Raw genomic sequence first — 21,442 nt, 5'->3', positions numbered from 1 at the left:
CATGTTCCGGATGCCGGTTTTCACCTGGACCATCGCCGTCACCAGCGTGTTGGTGCTGCTGGCCTTCCCCCTGCTGACCGCGGCGCTGTTCGGTCTGGCCTACGACCGGCACCTGGGTGGTCACATCTACGACCCGGCCTCGGGCGGCACACTGCTCTATCAGCACCTGTTCTGGTTCTTCGGCCATCCCGAGGTGTACATCATCGCGCTGCCGTTCTTCGGCATCGTGTCGGAGATCTTCCCGGTCTTCAGCCGTAAGCCGATTTTCGGTTACACCACAATCGTTTACGCGACGCTCGCGATCGCCGCCCTGTCGGTGGCGGTGTGGGCGCACCATATGTATGCCACCGGCGCGGTGCTGCTGCCGTTCTTCTCGTTCATGACGTTCCTCATCGCGGTTCCGACCGGTGTGAAGTTCTTCAACTGGATCGGCACCATGTGGCGGGGGCAATTGACCTTCGAGACGCCCATGCTGTTCTCCGTCGGCTTCATCGTCACCTTCCTCTTCGGAGGTCTGTCGGGTGTGCTGCTGGCCAGCCCGCCGCTCGACTTCCATGTCTCCGACACCTATTTCGTGGTCGCGCACTTCCACTACGTCCTCTTCGGCACCATCGCCTTCGCAACCTTCGCGGGTATCTACTTCTGGTTCCCCAAGATGACCGGTCGCATGATGGACGAGCGCCTGGGCAAGTGGCATTTCTGGACCACCTTCGTCGGCTTCCACACCACCTTCCTGGTGCAGCACTGGCTGGGCAACGAGGGGATGCCCCGCCGCTACGCGGACTACCTGGAGTCCGACGGCTTCACCAACCTCAACACCATCTCGACCATCGGCTCGTTCATTCTGGGCGCGTCGATGCTGCCGTTCATCTGGAATGTCTTCAAATCGCATCGCTACGGCGAGGTGGTGACCGTGGATGATCCGTGGGGCTACGGCAATTCGCTCGAATGGGCGACGTCGTGCCCGCCGCCGCGGCACAACTTCTACGAGCTGCCGCGGGTGCGTTCGGAGCGTCCGGCGTTCGAGCTGCACTACCCGCACATGGTGGATCGGATGCGCGCCGAGGCCCATGTCGGTTGGGGCGCAGGACATCAGGATGTGAACGAGACCGCAGCGGACACTCGGGTCTAGCACACTTTACAAAACAGACCGGTATGAATGTGAGGATTGTGCGACTCTGATCCGGCCGCACCCATAACGGCGCAGATAGGCAAGGCTGTATTGCCCCGAGGATGCCGGAAATGGGGGAAGATTTTTCGTGTCGATATCGAACCGACGCGAGGGAGTTCGAGATGTCTCAATCCTCCGCCGCCTACCGGAGCGCGGCGCCGGTAGGAGTGGACATGGCCCACGCCAGCGTCGCCCGGGTCTACGATGCCGCGCTCAATGGCAAAGACAATTTCGAGATCGATCGCGAGGTACTGCGTCAGGTTGCCACGGTCGCCCCGGGGGTAGCCGAATTAGCTTGGGCCAACCGGGATTTCCTTATCAGGGTATGTCGATTCCTGGTCCAGCAGGCCGGTATCGACCAGTATCTGGATCTGGGTTCGGGACTGCCGACCGCGGAGAACACCCACCAGGTGGTGCAGCGCGTGCTACCCGATGCGCGGGTGGTCTACATCGATCACGACCCCACGGTGCTGGCCCACGCGCGCGCGATACTGGACGGCGTCGCGCGGACCACCATTATCGGCGCGGATATCTTCCGGCCTTTCGAGGTGCTCAAGAATTCGACCGTGCGCGCCTATCTGGATTTCACCGAGCCGGTCGCGCTGTTCCAGATCGGCACCCTGCACCACTATCCCGACGATAACGCGGCCGAGGTCATGCGGACCTACGTCGACTCGTTGCCGTCCGGTTCCTATGTGGCCATCGCGCACTTCTTCGATCCGGAGACGCCGGAGCACAGTGAACTGGCGCGCAAGATGGAGGACAGGTTCGTGCACAGCCCGTTGGGCAGCGGCCGCTTCCGGACCCGGGCCGAAATCCAGTCCATGTTCCGCGGATTGGAGATGGTCGAGCCCGGATTGGTGCTGTGCGACGACTGGTGGCCGGACGGTCCGCGGCTCACGCCGCTGTCGCCAGTACGCCACTGCATAGCCGGGGGTGTCGGCCGGAAGCCCTGAACGATCCCTGGCAAGCTCATGTTTGTGACTTTGCGCGATGAGACCGGTGCTCCGCTCAACTTTGTCGGGATGGCGCTGGGCTGGGATCCGGCCCAGCGCCGCCGATTCGGCGGACGTGTCCAAAATATCGACCTGAACGCGGCGGCGCTGCTCTTCAGCGGTGCGGATATCGTCGACGTGGTCTATCACGAACAACTCAGCTCGCGGGACGGCTCGGTGCGCCATCACGGCGACAGTGTGACCGGCGAGGGCACCGGCGATGTCGAGGTAATCACTGTCGACCTGACCCGGATGGCGTCGCAGGTCACCACGGTGATCTTCCTGGTGACCTCGTACGGCGGCCAAACCTTCGAGCAGATCGACAATGCCTTCTGCCGGCTGTTCGACGGTGCCAGTAGCACCGAAATCGCCCGCTACAACCTGGATCGAGGTGAGCACACCGGCTTCGTTATGGGCCGGCTGTTCACCGCGGACGCCGAGTGGCATTACGAACCGATCGGCGCGGCCATCTTCGCGGGACATCCGGTCGAAGCGGTAACGCAGGTGAGCCAGTTCCTCGTTTAGCCTCGGTGCCATGACCGAAATGACTCGTACCGCCATTGTTACCGGGGCCGCGCGCGGCATCGGCGCCGAAACCGCCCGCCGTTTGGCGCAGGACGGATTCGCGGTCGCGGTGTTGGATCTGGACGAGGCCGCGTGTAAGCCGGTGGTCGACGAAATCGTGGCGGCGGGCGGTAGGGCGCTCGGTGTCGGCGTCGACGTGGCCGATGAGCAGGCGGTCGCGTCGGCCGTGCGGCGGGTGGCCGATGAATTGGGCGCACCCACGGTCCTGGTCAATAACGCGGGTATCACGCGCGACAATCTGCTGTTCAAAATGTCGGTGGCGGAATGGGATTCGGTCATCAACGTGCACCTGCGCGGGGCGTTCCTGATGACCCGGGCGGCACAGAAGTACATGATCGAGGCCAAGTGGGGTCGCATTGTCAATCTGTCCAGCACCTCGGCGCTGGGTAATCGCGGGCAGGTCAACTACTCGGCCGCCAAGGCGGGCGTGCAGGGCTTCACCAAGACGCTCGCCTTCGAGCTCGGCAAATTCGGCGTGACCGCCAATGCCATTGCCCCCGGCTTCATCGAAACCGAGATGACCGCGGCGACCGCCGAGCGGCTCGGAATGAACTTCGAGGACTTCAAGACCGCCAATGCCGCCATGATTCCCGTGGCGCGGACCGGTGTGCCCGCCGATATCGCCAACGCGGTGTCGTTCTTCGTCGGCGCCGCAGCGGGATTCGTGTCCGGGCAAGTGCTGTACGTGGCCGGTGGGCCCAAGGACTGATGCCGACCGAATGGTTCAGCCCGCGAGGGACCGCGCGATCACCAAACGCTGAATCTGGTTGGTGCCCTCGAAGATCTGGGTGATCTTGGCTTCGCGCATATAGCGCTCCACGCGGAAGTCGCGGGTGTAGCCGTAGCCGCCGAAGACCTGTACGGCGTCGGTGGTGACCTTCATGGCGGCGTCGGTGGCCACCAGCTTGGCGACGGAGGCATTGCGCGAGTAGGGGAGTCCGGCGTCGCGGCGGCGGGCGGCGTCGAGGTAGGTGGCGCGGGCCGAATCCACGGCGACGGCCATATCGGCCAGCAGGAAACCCAGGCCCTGGTGGTCGATGATCTTGCGGCCGAAGGTGGTTCGCTCCTGGGCGTAGGCCACCGCCTCGTCCAGGGCGGCCTGGGCCAGACCGACGGCTACGGCGGCAATGCCGAGGCGACCGGAATCCAAGGCGCTGAAGGCGATCTGGAGACCCTGGCCCTCCTCGCCAATGCGGCGTTCGGTGGGCACGAAAGCATTGTCGTAGTGGGCCGAGGTGGTGGGGACGGCGGTCAGGCCCATCTTCTCCTCGGGCTTACCGAAGGACAGCCCGTCGGTGGTCTTGTCGACGAGGAAGCAGGAGATACCGCGCGAACCCTCGCCGGTGCGGGTGAAGACATTGTAGAAATCCGCGATACCACCATGGGTGATCCACGCCTTGGTGCCATTGATCCGGTAGCCGCCGTCGGTGGGTGCGGCCTTGCAGGTGAGCGCTGCCGCATCCGATCCCGCCTGCGGTTCGGACAGGCTGTACGCGCCGATGGTATCGCCGCCCAGCATCTCCGGCAGCCACCGCTGTTTCTGCTCCTCGGTACCGAAGGTGAACAGCGGATGGACCGACAGGCTGTGCACGCTCACCGCCACCGCGATCGCCGCCCACCGCGCCGCGATTTCCTCGAGGACCTGCAGGTAAACCTCGTAGGGCTGGCTGCCGCCGCCCCATTCCTCCGGATACGGCAGGCTCAGCAGCCCGGCCTCACCCAGGGTGGCGAACACACCCTCGGGGTAGGTCTCGGCCTTCTCGTGCCGATCGACGATCGGGGCCAGTGCCTTATCGGCGATATCCCGCGTGAGCTGGATGAGTTCGCGAGCTTCGGCGGTGGGCAGTAGACGGTCGACGGCCACGGCGACTCCTCGGGCAGGGCGAATACTGAGTACCCGAGCACAGTACTGGGCGGTCGCCGACCGGCTGCGCACCGCCGTGAGTCATCCGGACCAGCACCGTCGTCGCTGTCGAATGACCCGGTTTACCGAGGACTGTCGAATTCCTGCGAGCGAGCAACCGTGACGCTACCATTTGTTGTGATGCAGAACACAGTGCAGTAGAGGGTCTCATGCGCTTGACGGGTCTCAATGTTTCCTTGGCACAGGGGAATCCGTCCTTCGCCCGGTCCGTGTCGGCCGCCATCGTCACATCAATACGTTGCCGTCGAACGGAGTCCGAGTTGAGGTCCCTCGCTGTGTCCGAGTTCTCGCTGTCGCACCCCGCCCGGTTTCGAACTCACCGCGGCCGCCCGGGTGGCGGCGCTCGGACCCATGGATCGCCCGCGGGCCGAGCTGGCCGGAAAACTGTTGTAGCGCAACATTTCCGCGCGCCACCCGCATGTCGCGCCCATGGAATCGCGACCGGCGTATTCGAGTTCGGGAGGTTGTCATGACGACGACGGCGGGCGCACGGCCGATGCCGGATGGACAGGCGGCGCGCCGAATCCTGTCCAGGGCAAGGCAATCGACGCAACCACTGCTGCGGCGGGCGGTCACCGCCCTGCCGGAGGAACTACAGCTCATGGTCGGCTACCACCTGGGCTGGTGGGATCGCTACGGCCGCCCGACGGCGGCGGATACCGGAAAGGGGCTGCGTCCCGCCCTGGTGCTGGCCGCCGCGACCGCTGTCGGTGGCCCACCGGGTAGCGCCGCGCATGCGGCCGCCGCCGTCGAAATGATCCACAATTTCACCCTGATTCACGACGATGTGATGGACGGCGGCACGCTGCGCCGCGGCCGTCCCGCGCTCTGGTCGCTGTGGGGCACCGATGACGCCATCCTCGCGGGCGATGCCATGCACGCGCTGGCCGTCCGCATTCTGGCCGACGCACCCTTCGGCGCGATCGAATCCATCCGTCGGCTCGAGGGCAGTGTCATAGAGCTGTGCCTCGGCCAGCACTTCGACTGCGCCTGCGAAACCAACTCGAACATCACGCTCGAACAGTGCCAGATGACCTTGCGCCACAAGGGAAGTGCATTACTGGGCTGTGCCTGTGCCCTGGGTGCGCTCTGCGCCGGGGCCGAATCCTCGGTCGTCGATGCCCTGGACGGTTTCGGTCGCGAGCTCGGCGTCGCATTCCAACTGACCGACGACCTCATCGGCATCTGGGGCGACCCCGCCCGCACCGGCAAACCGGTCGGCAACGATCTCATGCGCCACAAGCACTCCCTCCCGGTCATGATGGCTCTGCAATCGGGCACCTTGGCGGGCCGCGAACTGGCCGACCTCTTCCTCACCGGCAAACACAAACCGCTCGACTCCCGAGCGGTAGCCCACGCCACCCACCTGCTCGAGCGCGCCGGAGCCCGAGAATGGGCCCGCGCCGAATCCCTCCGCCACATCCGAGCCGCCAAGCTCTATCTCCCCGATCTCACCGGGGCGGGCGACCTCTTGGATTTGACGGAGTGCATCGTGAACCGCGATCACTGAGCGCCCCACCCCCTATTCGGGGGTAGTCGACCGGTGACGCGGATCACTACTTTTCTGTCACCCCGTGGATCTGAACGGTCCGCTCCGGGCAGAAAAGAGGTACAGCAGTGAGAGTTTCCCCAACGACGGTGGCGACCCCAACGTCCGGCACGAGTGTGCGCAAGGTAGCCGTTGCCAGCTGCATCGGGACGACCATCGAGTTCTACGACTTCTTCATCTACGGCACCGCGGCGGCGCTGGTCTTCCCGACGGTGTTCTTCCCGGCGCTCGGGGCTACGGCGGGGACCGTCGCGTCGTTCGCGACCTTCGCCGTGGCCTTTATCGCGCGACCGGTCGGGGCGGCGCTGTTCGGCCACTACGGCGACCGGATCGGCCGCAAGAAGACACTCGTGTCGACGCTGCTGTTGATGGGGCTGTGCACGCTGCTCATCGGCATGCTGCCGAGCGCCGACACCATCGGGGTCGCCGCGCCGATCATCCTGGTGCTCCTGCGATTCGGTCAGGGCTTCGCCGTCGGCGGCGAATGGGCGGGTGCCACGTTGCTCACCGCCGAATACGCTCCGCCGGGCAAACGCGGGCTCTACGCGATGTTCCCGCAGGTCGGCCCCGCCTTCGCATTCATCCTGTCCAGCAGCACATTTCTGGTCACCGGCGCACTCCTCGGCGATACCGACGAGGCCTTCCTGACCTGGGGTTGGCGTATCCCGTTCCTGTTCTCCATCGTGTTGGTCGCCATCGGTCTCTACATGCGACTGGCCATCGAGGAGACACCGGTATTCCGCGCGAATCAGGCGGCGCGCGCGATCGATTCGGCGAAACCGGGCCTGCCCTTCCTGGACGCGTGGCGGCATCAGCCCAAGGAAATCCTGCTGTCGGCCGGTGCGTTGGCGACGCTGTTCGCCTTCTTCTACATGGGCACCGCGTATCTCACCAGCTACGGCACCAAAACTCTGGGATTCGACCGGCCGTTCGTGCTGATCGTGGGCATCGGCGCGGCCGTGGCCTTCGGCGCGGCCATCATCGTGTCGGCCCTGTACTCCGATCGCCTGGGCCGCCGCCGGGTGCTGATGGTGTCGTCCGGGCTCGCGATCGGATGGGCGCTGCTGCTGTTCCCGCTGCTCGATACGGGTACACCGGTCGCGTTCGCCATCGGCGTCGTCGGCACGCTGACGATCTTCGGCATTGCCTACGGCCCCTGCGGCGCATTCCTTCCGGAAATGTTCCAGACCCGCTACCGCTACACCGGCGCGGGTATGGGCTACAACCTGGCCGGAGTACTCGGCGGCGCGATTCCACCTCTGATCGCCACACCACTGTCCGCGTCCTTCGGCAGCATCGCCATCGGCATCATGCTGGCGGGCCTCGCGGTACTCAGTTTCGGCTGCACCTACGCCCTGGTCGAAACCAAGGACAAGGCAATGTAGAACCCACCGACCCGTGAACGCCCCGCCCGATCGGGCGGGGCGTCCGGCAGCTTACGACCTGCCGATGGGCTACGAAGCGTCTCTGATCACCTTTGTGATCCCATGCAAGACATAGTGTCTGACGTTGGGTGATCGTGGTCACGCCCTGGTTCCGGTGGGCTGCCAGGGGTCGCTAAACAAACTCGTTGCCCCTGGAGCGGGGGAGTGCGAAGTCGACGGTGATACCCGCTCGTATGGCTGTCCCCAGCAGTCTCGACGCGCCTCGTCGTGGCAGATTCGCGATTTGTGCCGCGCGCCCGGGTATTTCACGGTGCCTGCCGTCGCGGACCAATCGCGCCACGGCGAGGGCCGCCAACCGGTGGGTATCGAGGGCGCTGTGACCGGTATCGGTCAGTGGTACCTGGACGGCGTCCGGGATCAGGTCGGCAATGCGCTGCGCCACCGGGCGCGGAGCGCGCAGATCCCGGTCGCCGGAGATGACCGCGGTCGGCCAGGTGAACCCCGGCAAGGCGGCGGGCAGATACTCGGGTTCGCCACGAAACGGCGGCACATCATCGCGGACGAACATCGACTGTGGATCGAGTGGCAAGCCGTCCGGTGCGTGTGAGCCGCCGAGTTCGCCATGGGTAATGCCCGCGACCAAGTCCGGCTCGACCACATAGCGCTGCCCCGGTCCGGCCACCTCGTCCGCGCCGAGCCCGACGATCCGCCGCCACACCCGGGTGCCGTGACCGGCGAGACGGGCCCGAAGCAGCCGCTCCAGCGCCGTGGCACCGGCGAACTCGTAGACGATCTGCACCACGTTCCCCAGTTCGTGGACGGGCACCAGTTCGGCATCCAGGAGTGCTCGCACCGCCTGCGCCACCGGGCCGGGGCCGTGCCAGAGCAGTTCGCGACGGTACTCGCGAGTCGCGGCCAGATCTCCGGCCTGGTCGAGCATGGGGGAGTCCAAGACCATCCCGGCGACCCTTCGCGGATGGCGAACGCCGAACACCTGGGCGAGGCAGGTGCCGTAGGAACAGCCGTAGATGACAGCCCGCTCGATACCCGCATCGTCCAGCACCGCGGCGAGATCATCGACCACCGCTCCCACCGTGACTTCCTCGACCGGTAAATCGGCACCCGCGGTATCGCGTCGAGACAGCCCGATTCCGCGGTGCTCCATCATCACCACATCGAGGCCGAGGCGCGTCGCCCGGCGGCGAAACGCGCGGTACGGCACCGCCGAAGCCAGACCGGGCCCGCCGGGGATCACCACCACCGGCGTCCCACCCGAGGGCGCCGGACGGATATAGGCGATGTCGACCTCGGTCGGACCGGCGGGCCGACGCACCCGTCCGCCCGCTCTACCCGCGACCTCTCGCTCCGCAACCTGTTGCAGCGCTCCGCGAGACTCTTCCCGTCCTGTGCCCACGTGGCCACTGTACGAGACAGCCCGGGGCCCTGGTCTGGGCTGGACAGTGAGGTGTATCGGGCAGAACCAGTAGTCTTGGACGGGACCAGCCCCGCCGGTTACGCCGCGAGAGGTATTGCGATGTCCACTCCGACGCCCGATTCCACACCCCTGCCCGACCGTATGACCTGGGATGAACTCGCCGCCCTACCCGCTGAACAGGCGGAGCGCATCGAACTGGTCAAAGGTCGGCCGGTATGGGTGCGGACGGGCCCTCCGGAGCATCAGCGATTCGCCACCCGCGTCCGGAACGCGCTGGAAGTCTGTGGACGGGACAGCATGCGGGCGCGGCCCGGCGAATGCTGGCAGGTGGACACCGAAACAAATGTCTTCCTCAGCCGCGCCAAGGACGACTTCCTGACACCCGACTTCCTGGTCTACCACTGCCCCGACGAACCATGGACGCCGATCTTCGCCGAGGACGTCGTAATCGTGGGTGAGGTGTTGTCGCCGTCGAACCACATCGGTGAGATGCTTGCCAAACAGGCTCGCTACGCGGAAGCGGGCATCAGTGAGTACTGGGAAGTGCTCTTGGACCGCGAAGGTCGGCGGATCGACACCATCCTGACCTATGCGCTATCGACACCCGGCGATCTTCCCGATGGCGTCACGCCACTGCGCCCCCGGCAGTACGCCCAGGTCGGCGAATGGTCCCACCGGGTACATCCGGTGATCAGCCTGGGGCACCCGTTCCCGATCTCCATCCCGTGGGCCGACCTGGCCTACTGATGCGGTTAGTAGGACGAACCTGTCGCATCGGCTGACAGTGTGTCCCATCCGGGTGTTCCTACCGGTCCTGCCGCCGAGCCCGACCAGGTAGGCGGCTGCAAACCATCGGACACCGGACTCGGTGCGGGATCCAACGGCAGGCCGTCGGATGCCGCCGACGCCGCCCCCGCGGAAATCCCGACCAGTAGGGCAACTGCCGCGGACATACCCGTGTACACCATCGCACGCTTCACGAAGACTCTCCTTCTTGTTCTTGATTGCACGTCGCTGCGCACCACGACCCTAGGCGCACCGAAAAATATTGAAACGACTGTGTTTATGGTGCCCCGAGGTTTCGGGGCAGGACGCCTGTGGCTACTGCAGCTCAGCGGAGGGCCGAGGAGCAGTCAGCGAAAGGCGTCGGCGTGAGCCGTCGCCCATTGCTCGAATGCGCGCGGCGCCCGACCGGTGATCTCCTCGACCGTCGGGCGTACGACTGATTCGTCGATGGCCCCGACCACCTCCGCGCCCACATTGCCGGTCGCGCCTGTCACCAGAATCATTGTCTCGATACCCTCTTCAGCGGATCTGCCCGAGCGCGGTTCGCGCCACATCGGCCATGCCAGCGGTCCTCTCCGATGTCGCGCCAGGCGGCCCGACTGTGTGACATCTCGAACCTATGCGGACCCTCGCTGCCGGGTAGCCGGTGATCAGCGTGCCGCCGTCGAGCGGTAATGCACCTCCGGGTGCAACCGCTGCACGCTAGGGCGCGTCGTGAATGGTGAATGCCCGCCGCCACCGAACCATCTTGTCCGTCAACCCCGGCGATACAACGAATTCGAACTCGAGTAGCGGCGGCATCACATTGATGTGAATGACCCATCGGGAGTCGCACGCGAGTTTCCGGGCCGCCGCCGTGGGAGGGGACCGCAAATCGACGCCCGAGTACCGATAGGGCCATTTCTCATGTGGCACAAGTGACGTGAGAGGTTCTTGATTAGGGAGTTCCTCGATTGGCCGAAATTAGCAAGATATAACGTAATCGTCTGGTACGGGGCATGTTTTGTAGGCCAGCGCAGCCCGTCTGGCATTGAACCGGCCAATCATGTTGTCACGGACAGGTTTCCCTCGAGTTGAGCGATCCCGCGCTCATGCTTTATCCCGGGACGTAGTCCGATTTGTCTCATTTGTCTGCTGAATATTGCTGCGGCTCTACTGAAGTCGCCACGGCAACACCGCGCCACGCCGAAAAACGGTCTGTTAATCCGCTGAGAATCCTTTATGTGGTTGTAAGGTCTTGCTCGCCCACCGTTCTGGTAGCTGATCAGTTACCAGTTGACGAAGAGGTATTTGCTCGGAAGCGTTCCATCCCCTCCCTATCAATGTGCACAGGCTCTGCCTGTGTCTATCGAAAGGCATTTCCTCGCATGTGGATCCGACGGTTCGTTGCTACCTCTTTGCTTGCTATTGCTGCCACCGGTTTGACGGCGGCCACCTCGCATGGTGAACCCGCCGTCGCGACCGCTGCCTTCAGCGGGCCGACTGTGACCGGAACCGAAAACGGACTCACCTACACCACCGGCGCCTCCGCGGATGGCGTCGGCATCACCGCGCAGGTGGTCGGCGGCTACTTCAACGTGGCCGCGGACGGCAGCAAGGTCGATGTCATGGCCGACGACGGCACCGTTGTGGAGAGCATGCCCACGGTGTTCTCCGACACTCAGCGCATCGTGCGGCTCAACGCCGATGTGAGTGCCGACGGCAGCACCATCACGCTGCGTCCGGGAGCCTCGGAGCCGGTCAACTCGGTGTCCGCCGCACAGGACATCGGTCTGGTCGGCGCGACCGCGGGTATGGTCGTCGGCTTCTTCGCGGGCGCGGTTGCCGGCTGCATGATCGGCCTGGCCGGCCTGATTGTCGGCTGCGTTCCGATGCTGTTCGTCGGCGCGATCACCGGTGCCGTGATCGGCGCGGCGGCGGGTTTCGTGGTTCTCTGATCGATCCCCTCCGCGTGGGCTGTGCCGACAGGCGCAGCCCACGCGGCGTTGTCGGGGACTGCGCGCATGATGGCCGTCGGCGAGCATCTGGGTCCAATTTTTTGCCATCGTGCCGTGTGGCCGCAGGAGACAGGCTTATGAGTCATCGCTCCAGGGCTGTGTGGAGGAACGCGAGGATCTCCGCCTGAGCGGCCGCGGCCTGAGGTTCGATGCCGGGCAAGTTGAGGAAACCGTGCTTCGCTCCGGGGTATTCGGAATGCTGCGTCGGAGTGCCGGCGGCTTGGAGCCGCTCTGCGTAGCGGCGGCCGTGATCGGCGACGGCGTCCAGGGTGGGCACCACCACGAGTGCGGGAGCGAGGCCGCTCAGATCGTCGGCGTGCAGCGGCGAGAGGGCGCGACTGTCGGTTCCCGGCGGGACGGCGAGCCGGCGGAAAAGTTGCAGTGTCAGCAGCGCCCGGGTCGGGCTGGTGGCGAACTCGGTGATCGACGGGTAGTCGAACATCGCCTCGGTGACGTCGACCGCGGGGTTGACCAGCACCTGCGCCTTGAGCTCCAAGCCGGCCTCGCGGGCCCGGATGGCAGTCAGGGCGGTGATCAGGCCGCCGCAGCTTTCGCCGACGACAGCCGTGCGCGCCGGGTCGATGCCCCACTGCGCGGCGTGGCGCAGGATGTGATCTAGCACGTCCCAGCCGTCGTCGGCGGCATCCGCGAGCGAACTGTCCGGGGCGAGCAGGCGGTGCTCGACCGAGACGACGACGGCGGGCAAGTGGGCGGCGAAATGGCTGTTGGGCAAGTCGCACTGCACCGCCGTGCCCACGAAGGCGCCGCCGTGGACATGGACCACGAGGGGGAGATCGGTCCGGTGGCCGTCTGCTACCGGCCGGTAGACCCGGACCGGCAGGTCGCGGCCGGGCAGCGCGATCGTCTGCCAGTCGATCGCGGCGCCGGGATCCGGCTCTCCGATAACCGTCCGCATGGCGGCGGACCGGAAGCGGTTCTCGGCCTCGCGGTAGGTGAACAGTTCCTCGGTCGTTATCACCGAGAAGTCCGGCTCGGGCGGCCGTGTTGCGAGGAGCTGGTGCATGTCTGCTTCGGAAATCGTCATGTCCTCATTATGCACGCGGTGCGTGCACTGGCAAGTGCATGATCGAGTGCCTAGGTTAGGCTGGGTCAGACGCGAAAGGGGCGAGATGACTGGCCGCAGGCGATGGTCGACCGAGGAGATCCTGGATACAGCGGCGGACCTGCTGCGCAACGGCGACGCCGAGTCGTTCAGCGTGCGCAAACTAGCCGGAGCGCTCGGGACCGATTCCTCCAGCCTCTACCGGCATTTCCGCACCAAGACCGAACTGCTGCGCGCGGTCGCCGACCGCATCCTGCTGGCCGCCATGGCCGGCTACCGCCCCGAAGGCGACTGGAAACAGCGCATCACCAGCCTGGCCCTGCGGCTGCGCGCGGCATTCGGCGAGCAACCCCAGCTCGCCGCGGTATGGGGGCGCTATGCCTCCGGCGGCGCCGGCTCCCGGCTGGTCCTGGAGGAGGTGCTGCAGGCGTTGCGCGCATCCGGCCTGCCCGACGCGGAGATCCCGGTGCGATACCACCGCATCGCGATCCTGCTCTGTGCGCTGATTGCCGCCGACGCTGGGATCAGCACCATCACCCCCGAGGAGTACAACCAGGGTATGGAACTGTTCCGCGTCGCGGTGCTCGGCGCCGACCCCGCGCAATTCCCGGCCGTGGCCCATTTCGCCCGCGACATTCGCCCCCTCGGGGTGGACCGCGGCCCCGCGTTCGAGGAGATCCTCGCCGCCCAGCTCGCCGATATCGAAGCCCAGCTCCCCTGACGCCTGCCGTGCGGCGGATCCAGCACCGCAGGCCGATCCGCACGGCACTCCAGTCCGATGTGGGTGTGCGCCTGGCGTTTCTACGGTCTGGCGATGCGTATACGAGCTCTGGTTCTCCCGACCTGCACGGTGGCGGTCTTGGTGTCGGCCTGCACGACCGACTCTGCGGTCGCGGCCCTGACTCGCGGTCGAATGTGTGCCCTCGGCAGGACACACAAAACATGGGCAACCGGAAAACGCCTGGTCATCGCGGGTTCCTACACGATTTAGCGATCCCGGTTCGCCGGTGCCGATCCTATCGCGTTCCCATCTCCGTTGTGCCTACGGCGGGCCACATCGAAGGAGGAACGCGGGCGAACTGGGGATTCGCACGGGTCAGTTGGTGATCGAAGCGGATTTTGCCTTCGCTGGGTGAATGCGCCGCCTGTGGTACCGATCGCGCAGATGGGGAGGTGGTGTGTGTGGCGGTGTCGGTGTGTTTCACCGTCTGAAGTGCTGATGGGGATGGATGTGGACCCGTTGTGCCTGGCGTATGGGGGTACGCCGGGGCGCAACGGGCGACTGGGCCGGTAGGTCAGGCCAGGTTCTGGGAGTAGAACGAGGCGAGTTTGTCGAAGGGGATGAGGTCGGTGCGGTCGTAGAGATCGACGTGTCCTGCGCCGGGGACGATGACCAGTTCCTTGCGGTTGCCGGCGAGGCGGTATGCCTCTTCGCTGAACTCGCGGGAGTGGGCGTTCTCGCCGGTGATGAACAGCATCGGGCGTGGGGAGATGGTCTCGATGTCGTTGAACGGGTAGAAGTTCATGAACTTGGTGTTGCTCGACAGGGTCGGGTGGGTGGTGGTGTCGGCGGTGGCGCCTTCGGGGGTGACCGCGCCGCGTTGGGTGCGGTAGAAGTCGTAGAACTCGCGCTCGACCGGAGTGGAGTCGGCGGTCAGTTCGTGCACGGTGCCACCGGTGTATTCGACTGGCCCGCCCCGGAATTCGACGTCGCGCTGGGCGGCGGCCTGGGCGATGATCTGCTGGCGCTGTTCGGGGGTGACGGAGTGGCCCAGCCCGTTTCGGTTGGCCGCGCCCATGTCGTACATGCTGACGGTGGCGACGGCCTTGATGCGGGGGTCGATCTTCGCGGCAGAGATGACGAAGCTGCCGCTGCCGCAGATGCCGAGGGCGCCGATGCGTTCGGGATCGACGGTGTCCTGGGTGCGCAGGTAGTCGACTCCGGCGGAGAAGGTTTCGGTGTAGATGTCGGGGGCGACGGCGTTGCGGGGATTGCCTTCGCTGCCGCCCCAGAACGCGGTGTCGAGAGCGAGGGTGACGAAGCCTTGTTCCGCCATCTTGGTGGCGTAGAGGTTGGCGGATTGTTCCTTGACCGCGCCCATGGGGTGGCCGACGACCATGGCGGCGGCGCGGGTGCCGGGGGCGAGGTTGTTGGGGACGAACAGGTTTCCGGTGACGTCCATCTGGTACTGGTTCTTGAACGTCACGGGGGTCATGGTGACCTGGTCGCTGGTATAGAAGTTGTCCGCACCGCGAGACAGGTCGCCGGAGGCCAAACCAGCGATCGGGGTGACTGGTGCGGCCGCGGTGGTGGCGGTGTCGGCGCCGGAACACGCCGAGGCCGCCAGGATGGCGAGGGTGGCGATACCGGCTCCGGTGATGCGAGCCCATCGGCGGGGATACCGGCTCGGCGTGAGGGTGGTGTTCATGGTGGGGTGCTCCTGGTGCGGTGTTCGGAAAGGTCAGAGGGTGAGAAGGGTTTTGATGGCACGGCGTTCGTCCATCGCCCGGTAGCCTTCGTCGGCCTGATCCAGGGGCAGGGTCAGGTCGAAGACCTTGCCGGGGTCGATGGTGCGGTCCCAAATGCGGTCGATGAGGTCGGGCAGGAACCGGCGCACGGGTGCGGGGCCGCCGAGGAGGTGGACTTCGGCGAAGAACAGCTGGTCGGCGGGCAGGGTGACGCCGTCGTGGGCGACGCCGACGTAGCCGACGTGCCCGCCGGGGCGGGTGGAGTTGATGGCCTGCATCATCGATTCCTGCGTGCCGACCGCTTCGATGACACCGTGCGCGCCGAGCCCGTTCGTAAGTTCCTTGATCGCGGCGACTCCCTCATCACCGCGGGTTTCTACGATGTCGGTGGCACCGAATTCGCGGGCGAGAGCTTGGCGATCGGCGTGACGCGACATCGCGATGATCCGTTCGGCGCCGAGCTGTTTGGCGGCGAGCACACCCATCAACCCGACCGCACCGTCACCGACTACGGCGACGGTTTTGCCGGGTCCGGCCGCTGCGGCGTCGGCGGCGAACCAGCCGGTGCCCAGCACGTCGGAGGCTGCCAGCAGCGAGGGGATCAGTTCGGGTTCGGGCATCGCCGGGGTGGCGACGAGAGTGCCGTTGGCGTAGGGGATGCGGGCCAGTTCGGACTGGGTGCCGGCGACGAAGGATCCGTGCACACATTTCGACTGGTATCCGGCCCGGCAGATCTCGCAGGTGTTGTCGGAGATGCAGAACGAACCGACCACGAAGTCGCCGACTTTCAGGCTATGCACGTCGGAGCCGATTTCCTCGACGACGCCGACGTATTCGTGGCCCATGACGGTGTGGTCGACCGGTTCCACGCCCCGGTAGGGCCACAGGTCGGAGCCGCAGATGCAGGTGGCGGTGAGGCGGATGACCGCGTCGGTGGGCTCAATGATCTTCGGATCTTCACGGTCGACGACGCGCACATCGCCGGGGGCGTACATGACTACTCCACGCATGGGATGTCCTCTCGGTTTTGGGTCAGCGGGCGGTGTAGCCGCCGTCGACGGGCAGCGCCACGCCGACGACATAGGAGGCACCGGGGCTGCACAGCCACAGCACGGCGGCGGCCATTTCCTCGGCGGTGCCCAGGCGGCCGATGGGTTCGTCGGCGGCGGCTTGGGCGGGGTCGAGGTCGCCGGAGTCGAACATGGCGGTGACCATGGGGGTTTCGATGGTGCCGGGGCAGATGGCGTTGATGCGGATGCCGCGTGGGGCGTATTCCAGTGCGGCTGAACGGGTCAGGCCGATCACGCCGTGTTTGGCGCCGTGGTAGGCGGCGCGCCCTGGCAGCCCGACCAGCCCGCCGAGTGAGGAGCAGTTCACGATCGCTCCGGAGCCCTGTTCGCGCATCTGGGCGAGTTCGTGTTTCATGCATGCCCAGACTCCGCGCAGGTTGATGCCGGTGACCCGGTCGAACACCGCACCGGGTTCGTCGGCGGCATCGACGGTGGGGGACTGGATGCCCGCGTTGTTGTAGGCGAGGTCCAGGCGCCCGAACGTGGCGACGGTCTCGGAGACGGCGGCAGCGACCTGGTCTTCGTCGGAGACGTCGCAGTGCACGGTGAGTACCTGGTGTCCGGCGGCGCGCAGCCCGGCACCGGCGGTGGCCAGGGCGTCGTCGTCGACGTCGGTGAGGGTGACTGCGGCTCCGGCTCGGGCGAAGGCGGTGGCGGTGGCCAGACCCATGCCGGAGGCGGCGCCGGTGACGAAGGCGACCTGTCCGGTGAAGTCGTAGGTGGGATTCACGGTGAGTCCTTTCGGGTCGGTGGTCAGGCGGCGGTGATGGTGAGGGTGGTTCCGGCGGATTCGGCGGTGATCGCTTCCAGGCCGGTCTCGATCTCGCCGATCATCACGATCCCGGGCGAGGGAATGCGGAAGCCGTCTTCGAGGTAGTAGACGGCCAGGTCGTGGCTGGGTGCCCAGTAGCCGAGTTGTCCTGCGCGGTAATCGGATCGGCCGTGTCCGTCGGCGAGTTCGCGGGGCAGAGTGCCGGCCTTCTCCCGGCCGCCGAGGTCGTGGACGGTCAGGGTCAGCGGCAGCAGGGACGCGAAATCGCGGGCGGTGGGATTGTCGTAGAGGCGGGCGGTGACCTCGCCAGCCCCGGTGCTCAGCCGGATCTGCATATAGGTGTCCTCCTGTGCCGGTGACGTCGTTGTCTGCTCGGCGGTCGATGTGCTCGGCGTCGGTGCGGGTGGGGCGGCGGTGCAGGCCGCGACCGCCATCGCCGCCGTAGTGGTGGTCAGCGCGATCAGGGTGGCGAGCGCTCGCATGCGGTGTCTCCGTTCGGGTCTGTTCGAGCTGGCCATGGCTCAGCTCACTCCGGTCAGGACGGGCTCGGGCTGGTGGCCGGGTCGCGTCGGCGTGTTGTCGCCCTCCCTGCGGCGGCGGGTGCAGGCAAGGACCGCGATCGGGATCAGTGCGGTGGCGGTGAGGAAGGCGCCGAGCACGGCGGGTCCGGTGAGCCCGAGCGCGGTGGACAGGGTGGTCGCGGCCAGCGCCATCACCGGCGGCCCGAGGATCATGCCGACCGCGAACGCGGTCACCAGCAGCCCTGCGCGGGCGATGTCGACACCGAGGTCGGCAGCCACATCCGGCAGGAGACCGACGATCATGAACTCGGTGGTGCCCATCAGGAAGATCCCGGCGGCCAGCACATATACCAGTACCGGCAACCGAGCCCCGGTTCCGGGCCGGTCGATCCGCGACGTGCTCATCTCACCTCGTCGATGTCGAAGAATTGGGGGTTGGAGCTCTCGGCTCCGTAACCCATGCAACGCCCCGAACAGAGGTTGTGGGAGGTGAGGATCAGAGGGGTGCTGGCAGCACCCCCCTGACAGCACCTGGCAAACACGCAGGCAGGCGGCCTAGCCTCGAACCCATGGAGTCGAGCAACCGAGCCGCCGAGATCGGCCAGTTCCTGGCCTCACGCCGCGCCAAGATCACCCCCGACCAGGTCGGGCTGCCGGTCTACGACGCCGCCAAACGCCGCGTCCCGGGCCTTCGCCGCCAGGAGGTCGCCACTCTGGCCGGGCTGTCAGTCGACTACTACACCCAGATCGAACGTGGCAAGGTCAACAGCGTCTCCGAATCGGTCATCGATGCCATCGCCCGTGCACTCGAACTCGACGATGCCGAACGCTCACATCTGTTCGACCTGCACCGCAACGCCTTGATCAGCCCACAACGACGCCCCCGCCGCGCCGCCAAAGCGGTCCGGCCCGGCGTGCAGGCCCTGCTCGACAGCTACAACGGGCCCGCGTTCGTCCGCAACGCCCGCCACGACCTCGTCGCGGGCAACCGGCTCGGCTACGCCTTCTACAGCCCGCTCTACCCCGACCCTCTCGCACCCGAGGTGACCAAACCGGTCAACTTCGTCCGGTTCTGCTTCCTTGACCCGCGCGCCCTCGACTTCTACCCCGACTGGGATCACATGGCCGACGGCGCGGTCAACCTGCTGCGCACCGACGCCGGACGCGACCCCTATGACCGTGGCATCTCCGACCTGGTCGGCGAACTGTCCACCCGCAGCGAGGAATTCCGCACCCGCTGGGCCAAACACAATGTGCGCCTGCACTACACCGGAACCAAGAACTTCCACCACCCGGTCGTCGGCGACATCGCCATCGACTACGAAACCATGCCCCTGCCCGCCGACCCCGGCTTGGTCCTCACCTTCTACACCGTGCAACCCGCCACCCCCTCAGCTGACGCGATGGCACTGCTCGGCGCATGGGCCGCCACCAATATCCACCCACCGGCACACGCGGACCCCGCCGTCAACGTGGGCGACTAGAATACCGGTGCTGCGCAGGTCAAGGCCACACTGTTGAGCCGGATGCAGGATCGCGGCGATACCGATCCGTGCTGAATCCGGTGTCGCCCCGGTTTCCCGGTCCTCGTCTGCCGACGGTTCATGCCAGGAAGTGGCTCCACTTGCGCGTTCGCGGCGAGAATGGGGCCTGGACGACGTTACGGTTCCCGTAGGGATCGAACCTGCGACGCCAAATCAGCCTGCCACCTGTGGATATGCAGGTGCCAGGTGGTGCCCTCGGCAGGATTCGAACCTGCGACACCCGCTTTAGGAGAGCGGTGCTCTATCCCCTGAGCTACGAGGGCTGAACCGGTGGTGCGGTACGGGTTGTGTGCCGCCGACCGAGACGTCGGGGAGTCTACCGGGTTACGGGCGTCAGAACAGAATGCACGTGCCCGGTAGATTCGGCGACCGGCTACTTCCCGGTGCTGACGGTGATGATGTCGGCAGCTCAGGGGTATGCGCCTCGGATACCCCGCCTCGTCGTGTCGGGCGATTCAGCGTCGAACCGCCGCGGTCCGGGACGGTTGCCCCGGATTCGGGGTCGGTCGATGTCTACGGTCCGGCTCCCGCGCCTAATGCCGCGCCGCCTCCGCCACCTCGTAATCGCTCGGGTCGAATTTCCGTGTCTTCCAACGGAACAGCACTGTCGCACCGGGCCAGTTATTGGTGATGCGGCCGGAGGCATTGCGGTACCAGCTGGAGCAGAAGTTCCACGGGGTGTCCTTCAGTCGCCGCTGCAACCAGTCGTCCCAGGACTGCTCGGCACTCGGTCGCGCCGCCGCGGACCGGCCGGGCCGCTCGGCCAGGAATCCGATGGCCTCGCGGATATAGCGGGCCTGCGCCTCCAGCATGTAGATGATGGAGCCGGAGCCGACATTGGTGTTCGGGCCGTACATCATGAACAGATTGGGGAAGTGCGGCACCGACATGCCCAGGAAGGCGCGGGCGCCCTCGGCGGCCCACTCATCGGCGAGCTTGCGACCGCCCTGACCGTAGATATTCATGGGCGCAAGGAATTCCGTGCCCTTGAAGCCGGTGCCGAAGACGATGACATCCACCTGATGCTCGACGCCGTCCGCGGTGCGAATGCCCGTCGGAGTGATCGCCTCGATGCCCGTGGTCTCCACGCTCACATTCGGCTGGCCCAGCGCGGGGAAGTAGTCGTTGGAGAACAGGCCGCGCTTACAGCCTGCCGCGTAATCGGGGGTGAGCTTGGCGCGCAGTTCCGGATCGGGCACCTGCTTCTCACGATGCCGGTCGGCAATGCTGATGACCGGACCCTGCATGGCCGGGATATCGGTCAGCGCCAACGCCAGTACCTCGAAGAGGGTCCAGATCGCGAACCGTTCCGCCATCCGTACCGGGGGTACGTATTTGAACAGCGCCTTGTGTAGTGCCGAGTACTCGGTGTCGAACTTCGGCAGCACCCACGCGGCCGACCGCTGAAACAGGGTGAGGTGCTCGACCTTCGGCTGAATGGACGGAATGTATTGAATGGCACTGGCTCCCGTGCCGATGCAGGCCACCCGCTTACCGGTGAGATCCACCGTGTGATCCCATTCGGCGGAGTGGAAGGCCGCGCCGGTGAAGGAGTCGATTCCGGGCAGATTCGGTAGGGCCGGACGGGAGAGCTGGCCGACCGCCGGAATGAGGATATCGGCGGTGCGGATCACGCCGTCGGCCGTCGTGATCCGCCAAACCCCCTCGTGCTCATCGAATTCCGCGTCGGTGACCTCGACGCCGAATTCGATCCGGTCCGGGATGCGGTACTTGTCGGCGATCTCGCGCATGTAGCCGTGGATATCGCGCTGATGCGAGAAGCGCCGGGGCCAATCCGATTTCGGCTCGAACGACCACGAGTACAGCGGTGACGGCACATCACACGCCGCATTCGGATAGGTGTTCTCGCGCCATACGCCGCCCAGATCGGTGGCCTTCTCCAGCACGGTGAAGTTCTCGATGCCGTGGCGGCGCAACTCCAGCGCCATACCCAGGCCCGCGAACCCCGCGCCGATGATGATGATGGACGGCTTACGACTCATACCATGAAGGTAAGGGCCGATACCGCTGGTCAGGAAGACATCGGCGGACATCCGATCCATATTTTCGGCCAATCCGCCCCGGCACTGTCTCAACCAGCGGGTCTGGGCTCGACTGGACAGCCCAGACAGCACGGCTTATATTTCTCGGGAAGATACTGCTTCAATTTGCTTGT

20 protein-coding genes and 1 tRNA gene are annotated in these 21,442 nt (G+C 65.9%); 10 read left to right on the top strand and 11 right to left on the bottom strand.

Going from position 1 to position 21,442, the window contains the following annotated elements; translation table 11 throughout:
- The 4 genes from NU1_RS09960 to fabG form a co-directional block, all read left to right on the top strand.
- Nucleotides 1–1,132, top strand: a 1,132-nt coding sequence (locus NU1_RS09960; protein ID WP_067519610.1) for a cytochrome c oxidase subunit I, incomplete at its 5' end; no start/stop codon positions are given.
- 212 nt (nucleotides 1,133–1,344) lie between these two features.
- Nucleotides 1,345–2,127, top strand: a complete 783-nt coding sequence (locus tag NU1_RS09955; RefSeq protein WP_245720039.1) for an SAM-dependent methyltransferase — start codon at nucleotides 1,345–1,347, stop codon at nucleotides 2,125–2,127.
- Between the two features lie 18 nt (nucleotides 2,128–2,145).
- The gene (locus NU1_RS09950; RefSeq protein ID WP_067519607.1) at nucleotides 2,146–2,691 is read left to right on the top strand and encodes a TerD family protein; all 546 of its coding nucleotides are present in this window, start codon (nucleotides 2,146–2,148) and stop codon (nucleotides 2,689–2,691) included.
- Between the two features lie 10 nt (nucleotides 2,692–2,701).
- Nucleotides 2,702–3,460, top strand: coding sequence for a 3-oxoacyl-ACP reductase FabG (fabG, locus tag NU1_RS09945; protein WP_067519605.1), 759 nt, complete (start codon nucleotides 2,702–2,704; stop codon nucleotides 3,458–3,460).
- Between the two features lie 15 nt (nucleotides 3,461–3,475).
- Here the strand turns inward: fabG and NU1_RS09940 are convergent, their stop codons facing one another.
- On the bottom strand, nucleotides 3,476–4,615 hold the full coding sequence (locus NU1_RS09940) for an acyl-CoA dehydrogenase family protein (RefSeq protein ID WP_067519603.1): 1,140 nt from the start codon (nucleotides 4,613–4,615) through the stop codon (nucleotides 3,476–3,478).
- A 529-nt stretch (nucleotides 4,616–5,144) separates the two neighbouring features.
- Here NU1_RS09940 and NU1_RS09935 point away from each other — a divergent pair.
- Both NU1_RS09935 and NU1_RS09930 read left to right on the top strand, forming a co-directional pair.
- Nucleotides 5,145–6,185 carry a polyprenyl synthetase family protein gene (locus tag NU1_RS09935; protein WP_067519601.1) on the top strand — a complete coding sequence of 347 codons (1,041 nt, stop codon included), beginning with the start codon at nucleotides 5,145–5,147 and terminating at the stop codon, nucleotides 6,183–6,185.
- A 128-nt stretch (nucleotides 6,186–6,313) separates the two neighbouring features.
- Nucleotides 6,314–7,609 carry an MFS transporter gene (locus tag NU1_RS09930; protein ID WP_245720038.1) on the top strand — a complete coding sequence of 432 codons (1,296 nt, stop codon included), beginning with the start codon at nucleotides 6,314–6,316 and terminating at the stop codon, nucleotides 7,607–7,609.
- A 172-nt stretch (nucleotides 7,610–7,781) separates the two neighbouring features.
- Here NU1_RS09930 and NU1_RS09925 read toward each other — a convergent pair whose 3' ends face one another.
- Nucleotides 7,782–9,023 carry an alpha/beta hydrolase gene (locus tag NU1_RS09925; RefSeq protein ID WP_245720037.1) on the bottom strand — a complete coding sequence of 414 codons (1,242 nt, stop codon included), beginning with the start codon at nucleotides 9,021–9,023 and terminating at the stop codon, nucleotides 7,782–7,784.
- Nucleotides 9,024–9,143: 120 nt separating this feature from the next.
- Here NU1_RS09925 and NU1_RS09920 point away from each other — a divergent pair, with 120 nt between their 5' ends.
- A complete protein-coding gene (locus tag NU1_RS09920; RefSeq protein ID WP_067519598.1) occupies nucleotides 9,144–9,791 on the top strand; it encodes a Uma2 family endonuclease in 648 nt (215 codons plus the stop codon).
- Nucleotides 9,792–10,177: 386 nt separating this feature from the next.
- Here the strand turns inward: NU1_RS09920 and NU1_RS41265 are convergent, their stop codons facing one another.
- The gene (locus NU1_RS41265; RefSeq protein ID WP_212761657.1) at nucleotides 10,178–10,324 is read right to left on the bottom strand and encodes a hypothetical protein; all 147 of its coding nucleotides are present in this window, start codon (nucleotides 10,322–10,324) and stop codon (nucleotides 10,178–10,180) included.
- Between the two features lie 990 nt (nucleotides 10,325–11,314).
- Here NU1_RS41265 and NU1_RS09905 point away from each other — a divergent pair.
- Nucleotides 11,315–11,767 carry a DUF8020 domain-containing protein gene (locus NU1_RS09905; protein WP_157552076.1) on the top strand — a complete coding sequence of 151 codons (453 nt, stop codon included), beginning with the start codon at nucleotides 11,315–11,317 and terminating at the stop codon, nucleotides 11,765–11,767.
- Nucleotides 11,768–11,909: 142 nt separating this feature from the next.
- On the opposite strand, the gene NU1_RS09900 is transcribed toward NU1_RS09905, so the two are convergent.
- Nucleotides 11,910–12,872, bottom strand: coding sequence for an alpha/beta hydrolase (locus NU1_RS09900; protein ID WP_067519638.1), 963 nt, complete (start codon nucleotides 12,870–12,872; stop codon nucleotides 11,910–11,912).
- 85 nt (nucleotides 12,873–12,957) lie between these two features.
- Between NU1_RS09900 and NU1_RS09895 the strand changes: the two genes are divergently transcribed.
- Nucleotides 12,958–13,611, top strand: a complete 654-nt coding sequence (locus tag NU1_RS09895; RefSeq protein WP_067519591.1) for a TetR/AcrR family transcriptional regulator — start codon at nucleotides 12,958–12,960, stop codon at nucleotides 13,609–13,611.
- 574 nt (nucleotides 13,612–14,185) lie between these two features.
- Here NU1_RS09895 and NU1_RS09890 read toward each other — a convergent pair.
- From NU1_RS09890 to NU1_RS44175, 5 genes are read right to left on the bottom strand one after another with little or no spacing between them, the layout of a single operon-like run.
- Nucleotides 14,186–15,319: an alpha/beta hydrolase gene (locus tag NU1_RS09890; RefSeq protein ID WP_084521142.1), complete on the bottom strand. Its 1,134-nt coding sequence runs from the start codon at nucleotides 15,317–15,319 to the stop codon at nucleotides 14,186–14,188.
- A gap of 33 nt (nucleotides 15,320–15,352) precedes the next feature.
- Nucleotides 15,353–16,369 (bottom strand): zinc-dependent alcohol dehydrogenase family protein, encoded by a 1,017-nt coding sequence (locus NU1_RS09885; RefSeq protein WP_170264248.1) that lies wholly within the window; start codon nucleotides 16,367–16,369, stop codon nucleotides 15,353–15,355.
- A gap of 22 nt (nucleotides 16,370–16,391) precedes the next feature.
- Complete coding sequence (locus NU1_RS09880; protein WP_067519588.1) at nucleotides 16,392–17,159, bottom strand: SDR family oxidoreductase; 768 nt, start codon at nucleotides 17,157–17,159, stop codon at nucleotides 16,392–16,394.
- Nucleotides 17,160–17,182: 23 nt separating this feature from the next.
- The gene (locus NU1_RS09875) at nucleotides 17,183–17,683 is read right to left on the bottom strand and encodes a cyclophilin-like fold protein (protein ID WP_084521141.1); all 501 of its coding nucleotides are present in this window, start codon (nucleotides 17,681–17,683) and stop codon (nucleotides 17,183–17,185) included.
- Between the two features lie 39 nt (nucleotides 17,684–17,722).
- Nucleotides 17,723–18,127 (bottom strand): MFS transporter, encoded by a 405-nt coding sequence (locus NU1_RS44175; RefSeq protein ID WP_067519586.1) that lies wholly within the window; start codon nucleotides 18,125–18,127, stop codon nucleotides 17,723–17,725.
- A gap of 164 nt (nucleotides 18,128–18,291) precedes the next feature.
- On the opposite strand from NU1_RS44175, the gene NU1_RS09865 reads away from it, so the two are divergent.
- Nucleotides 18,292–19,206, top strand: a complete 915-nt coding sequence (locus NU1_RS09865) for a helix-turn-helix transcriptional regulator (RefSeq protein WP_067519585.1) — start codon at nucleotides 18,292–18,294, stop codon at nucleotides 19,204–19,206.
- Nucleotides 19,207–19,453: 247 nt separating this feature from the next.
- On the opposite strand, the gene NU1_RS09860 is transcribed toward NU1_RS09865, so the two are convergent.
- Both NU1_RS09860 and NU1_RS09855 read right to left on the bottom strand, forming a co-directional pair.
- Nucleotides 19,454–19,529: transfer RNA gene (locus NU1_RS09860), tRNA-Arg, on the bottom strand.
- Between the two features lie 270 nt (nucleotides 19,530–19,799).
- Nucleotides 19,800–21,269, bottom strand: coding sequence for a flavin-containing monooxygenase (locus NU1_RS09855; RefSeq protein ID WP_067519633.1), 1,470 nt, complete (start codon nucleotides 21,267–21,269; stop codon nucleotides 19,800–19,802).
- Nucleotides 21,270–21,442: the final 173 nt, after the last annotated feature.

The sequence above is a fragment of the Nocardia uniformis NBRC 13702 genome (assembly GCF_001613345.1).
GTDB classification, from domain to species: domain Bacteria; phylum Actinomycetota; class Actinomycetes; order Mycobacteriales; family Mycobacteriaceae; genus Nocardia; species Nocardia uniformis.
Note: the sequence above shows the minus strand (reverse complement) of the source record. Positions and strands in the feature narration are given on the sequence as shown.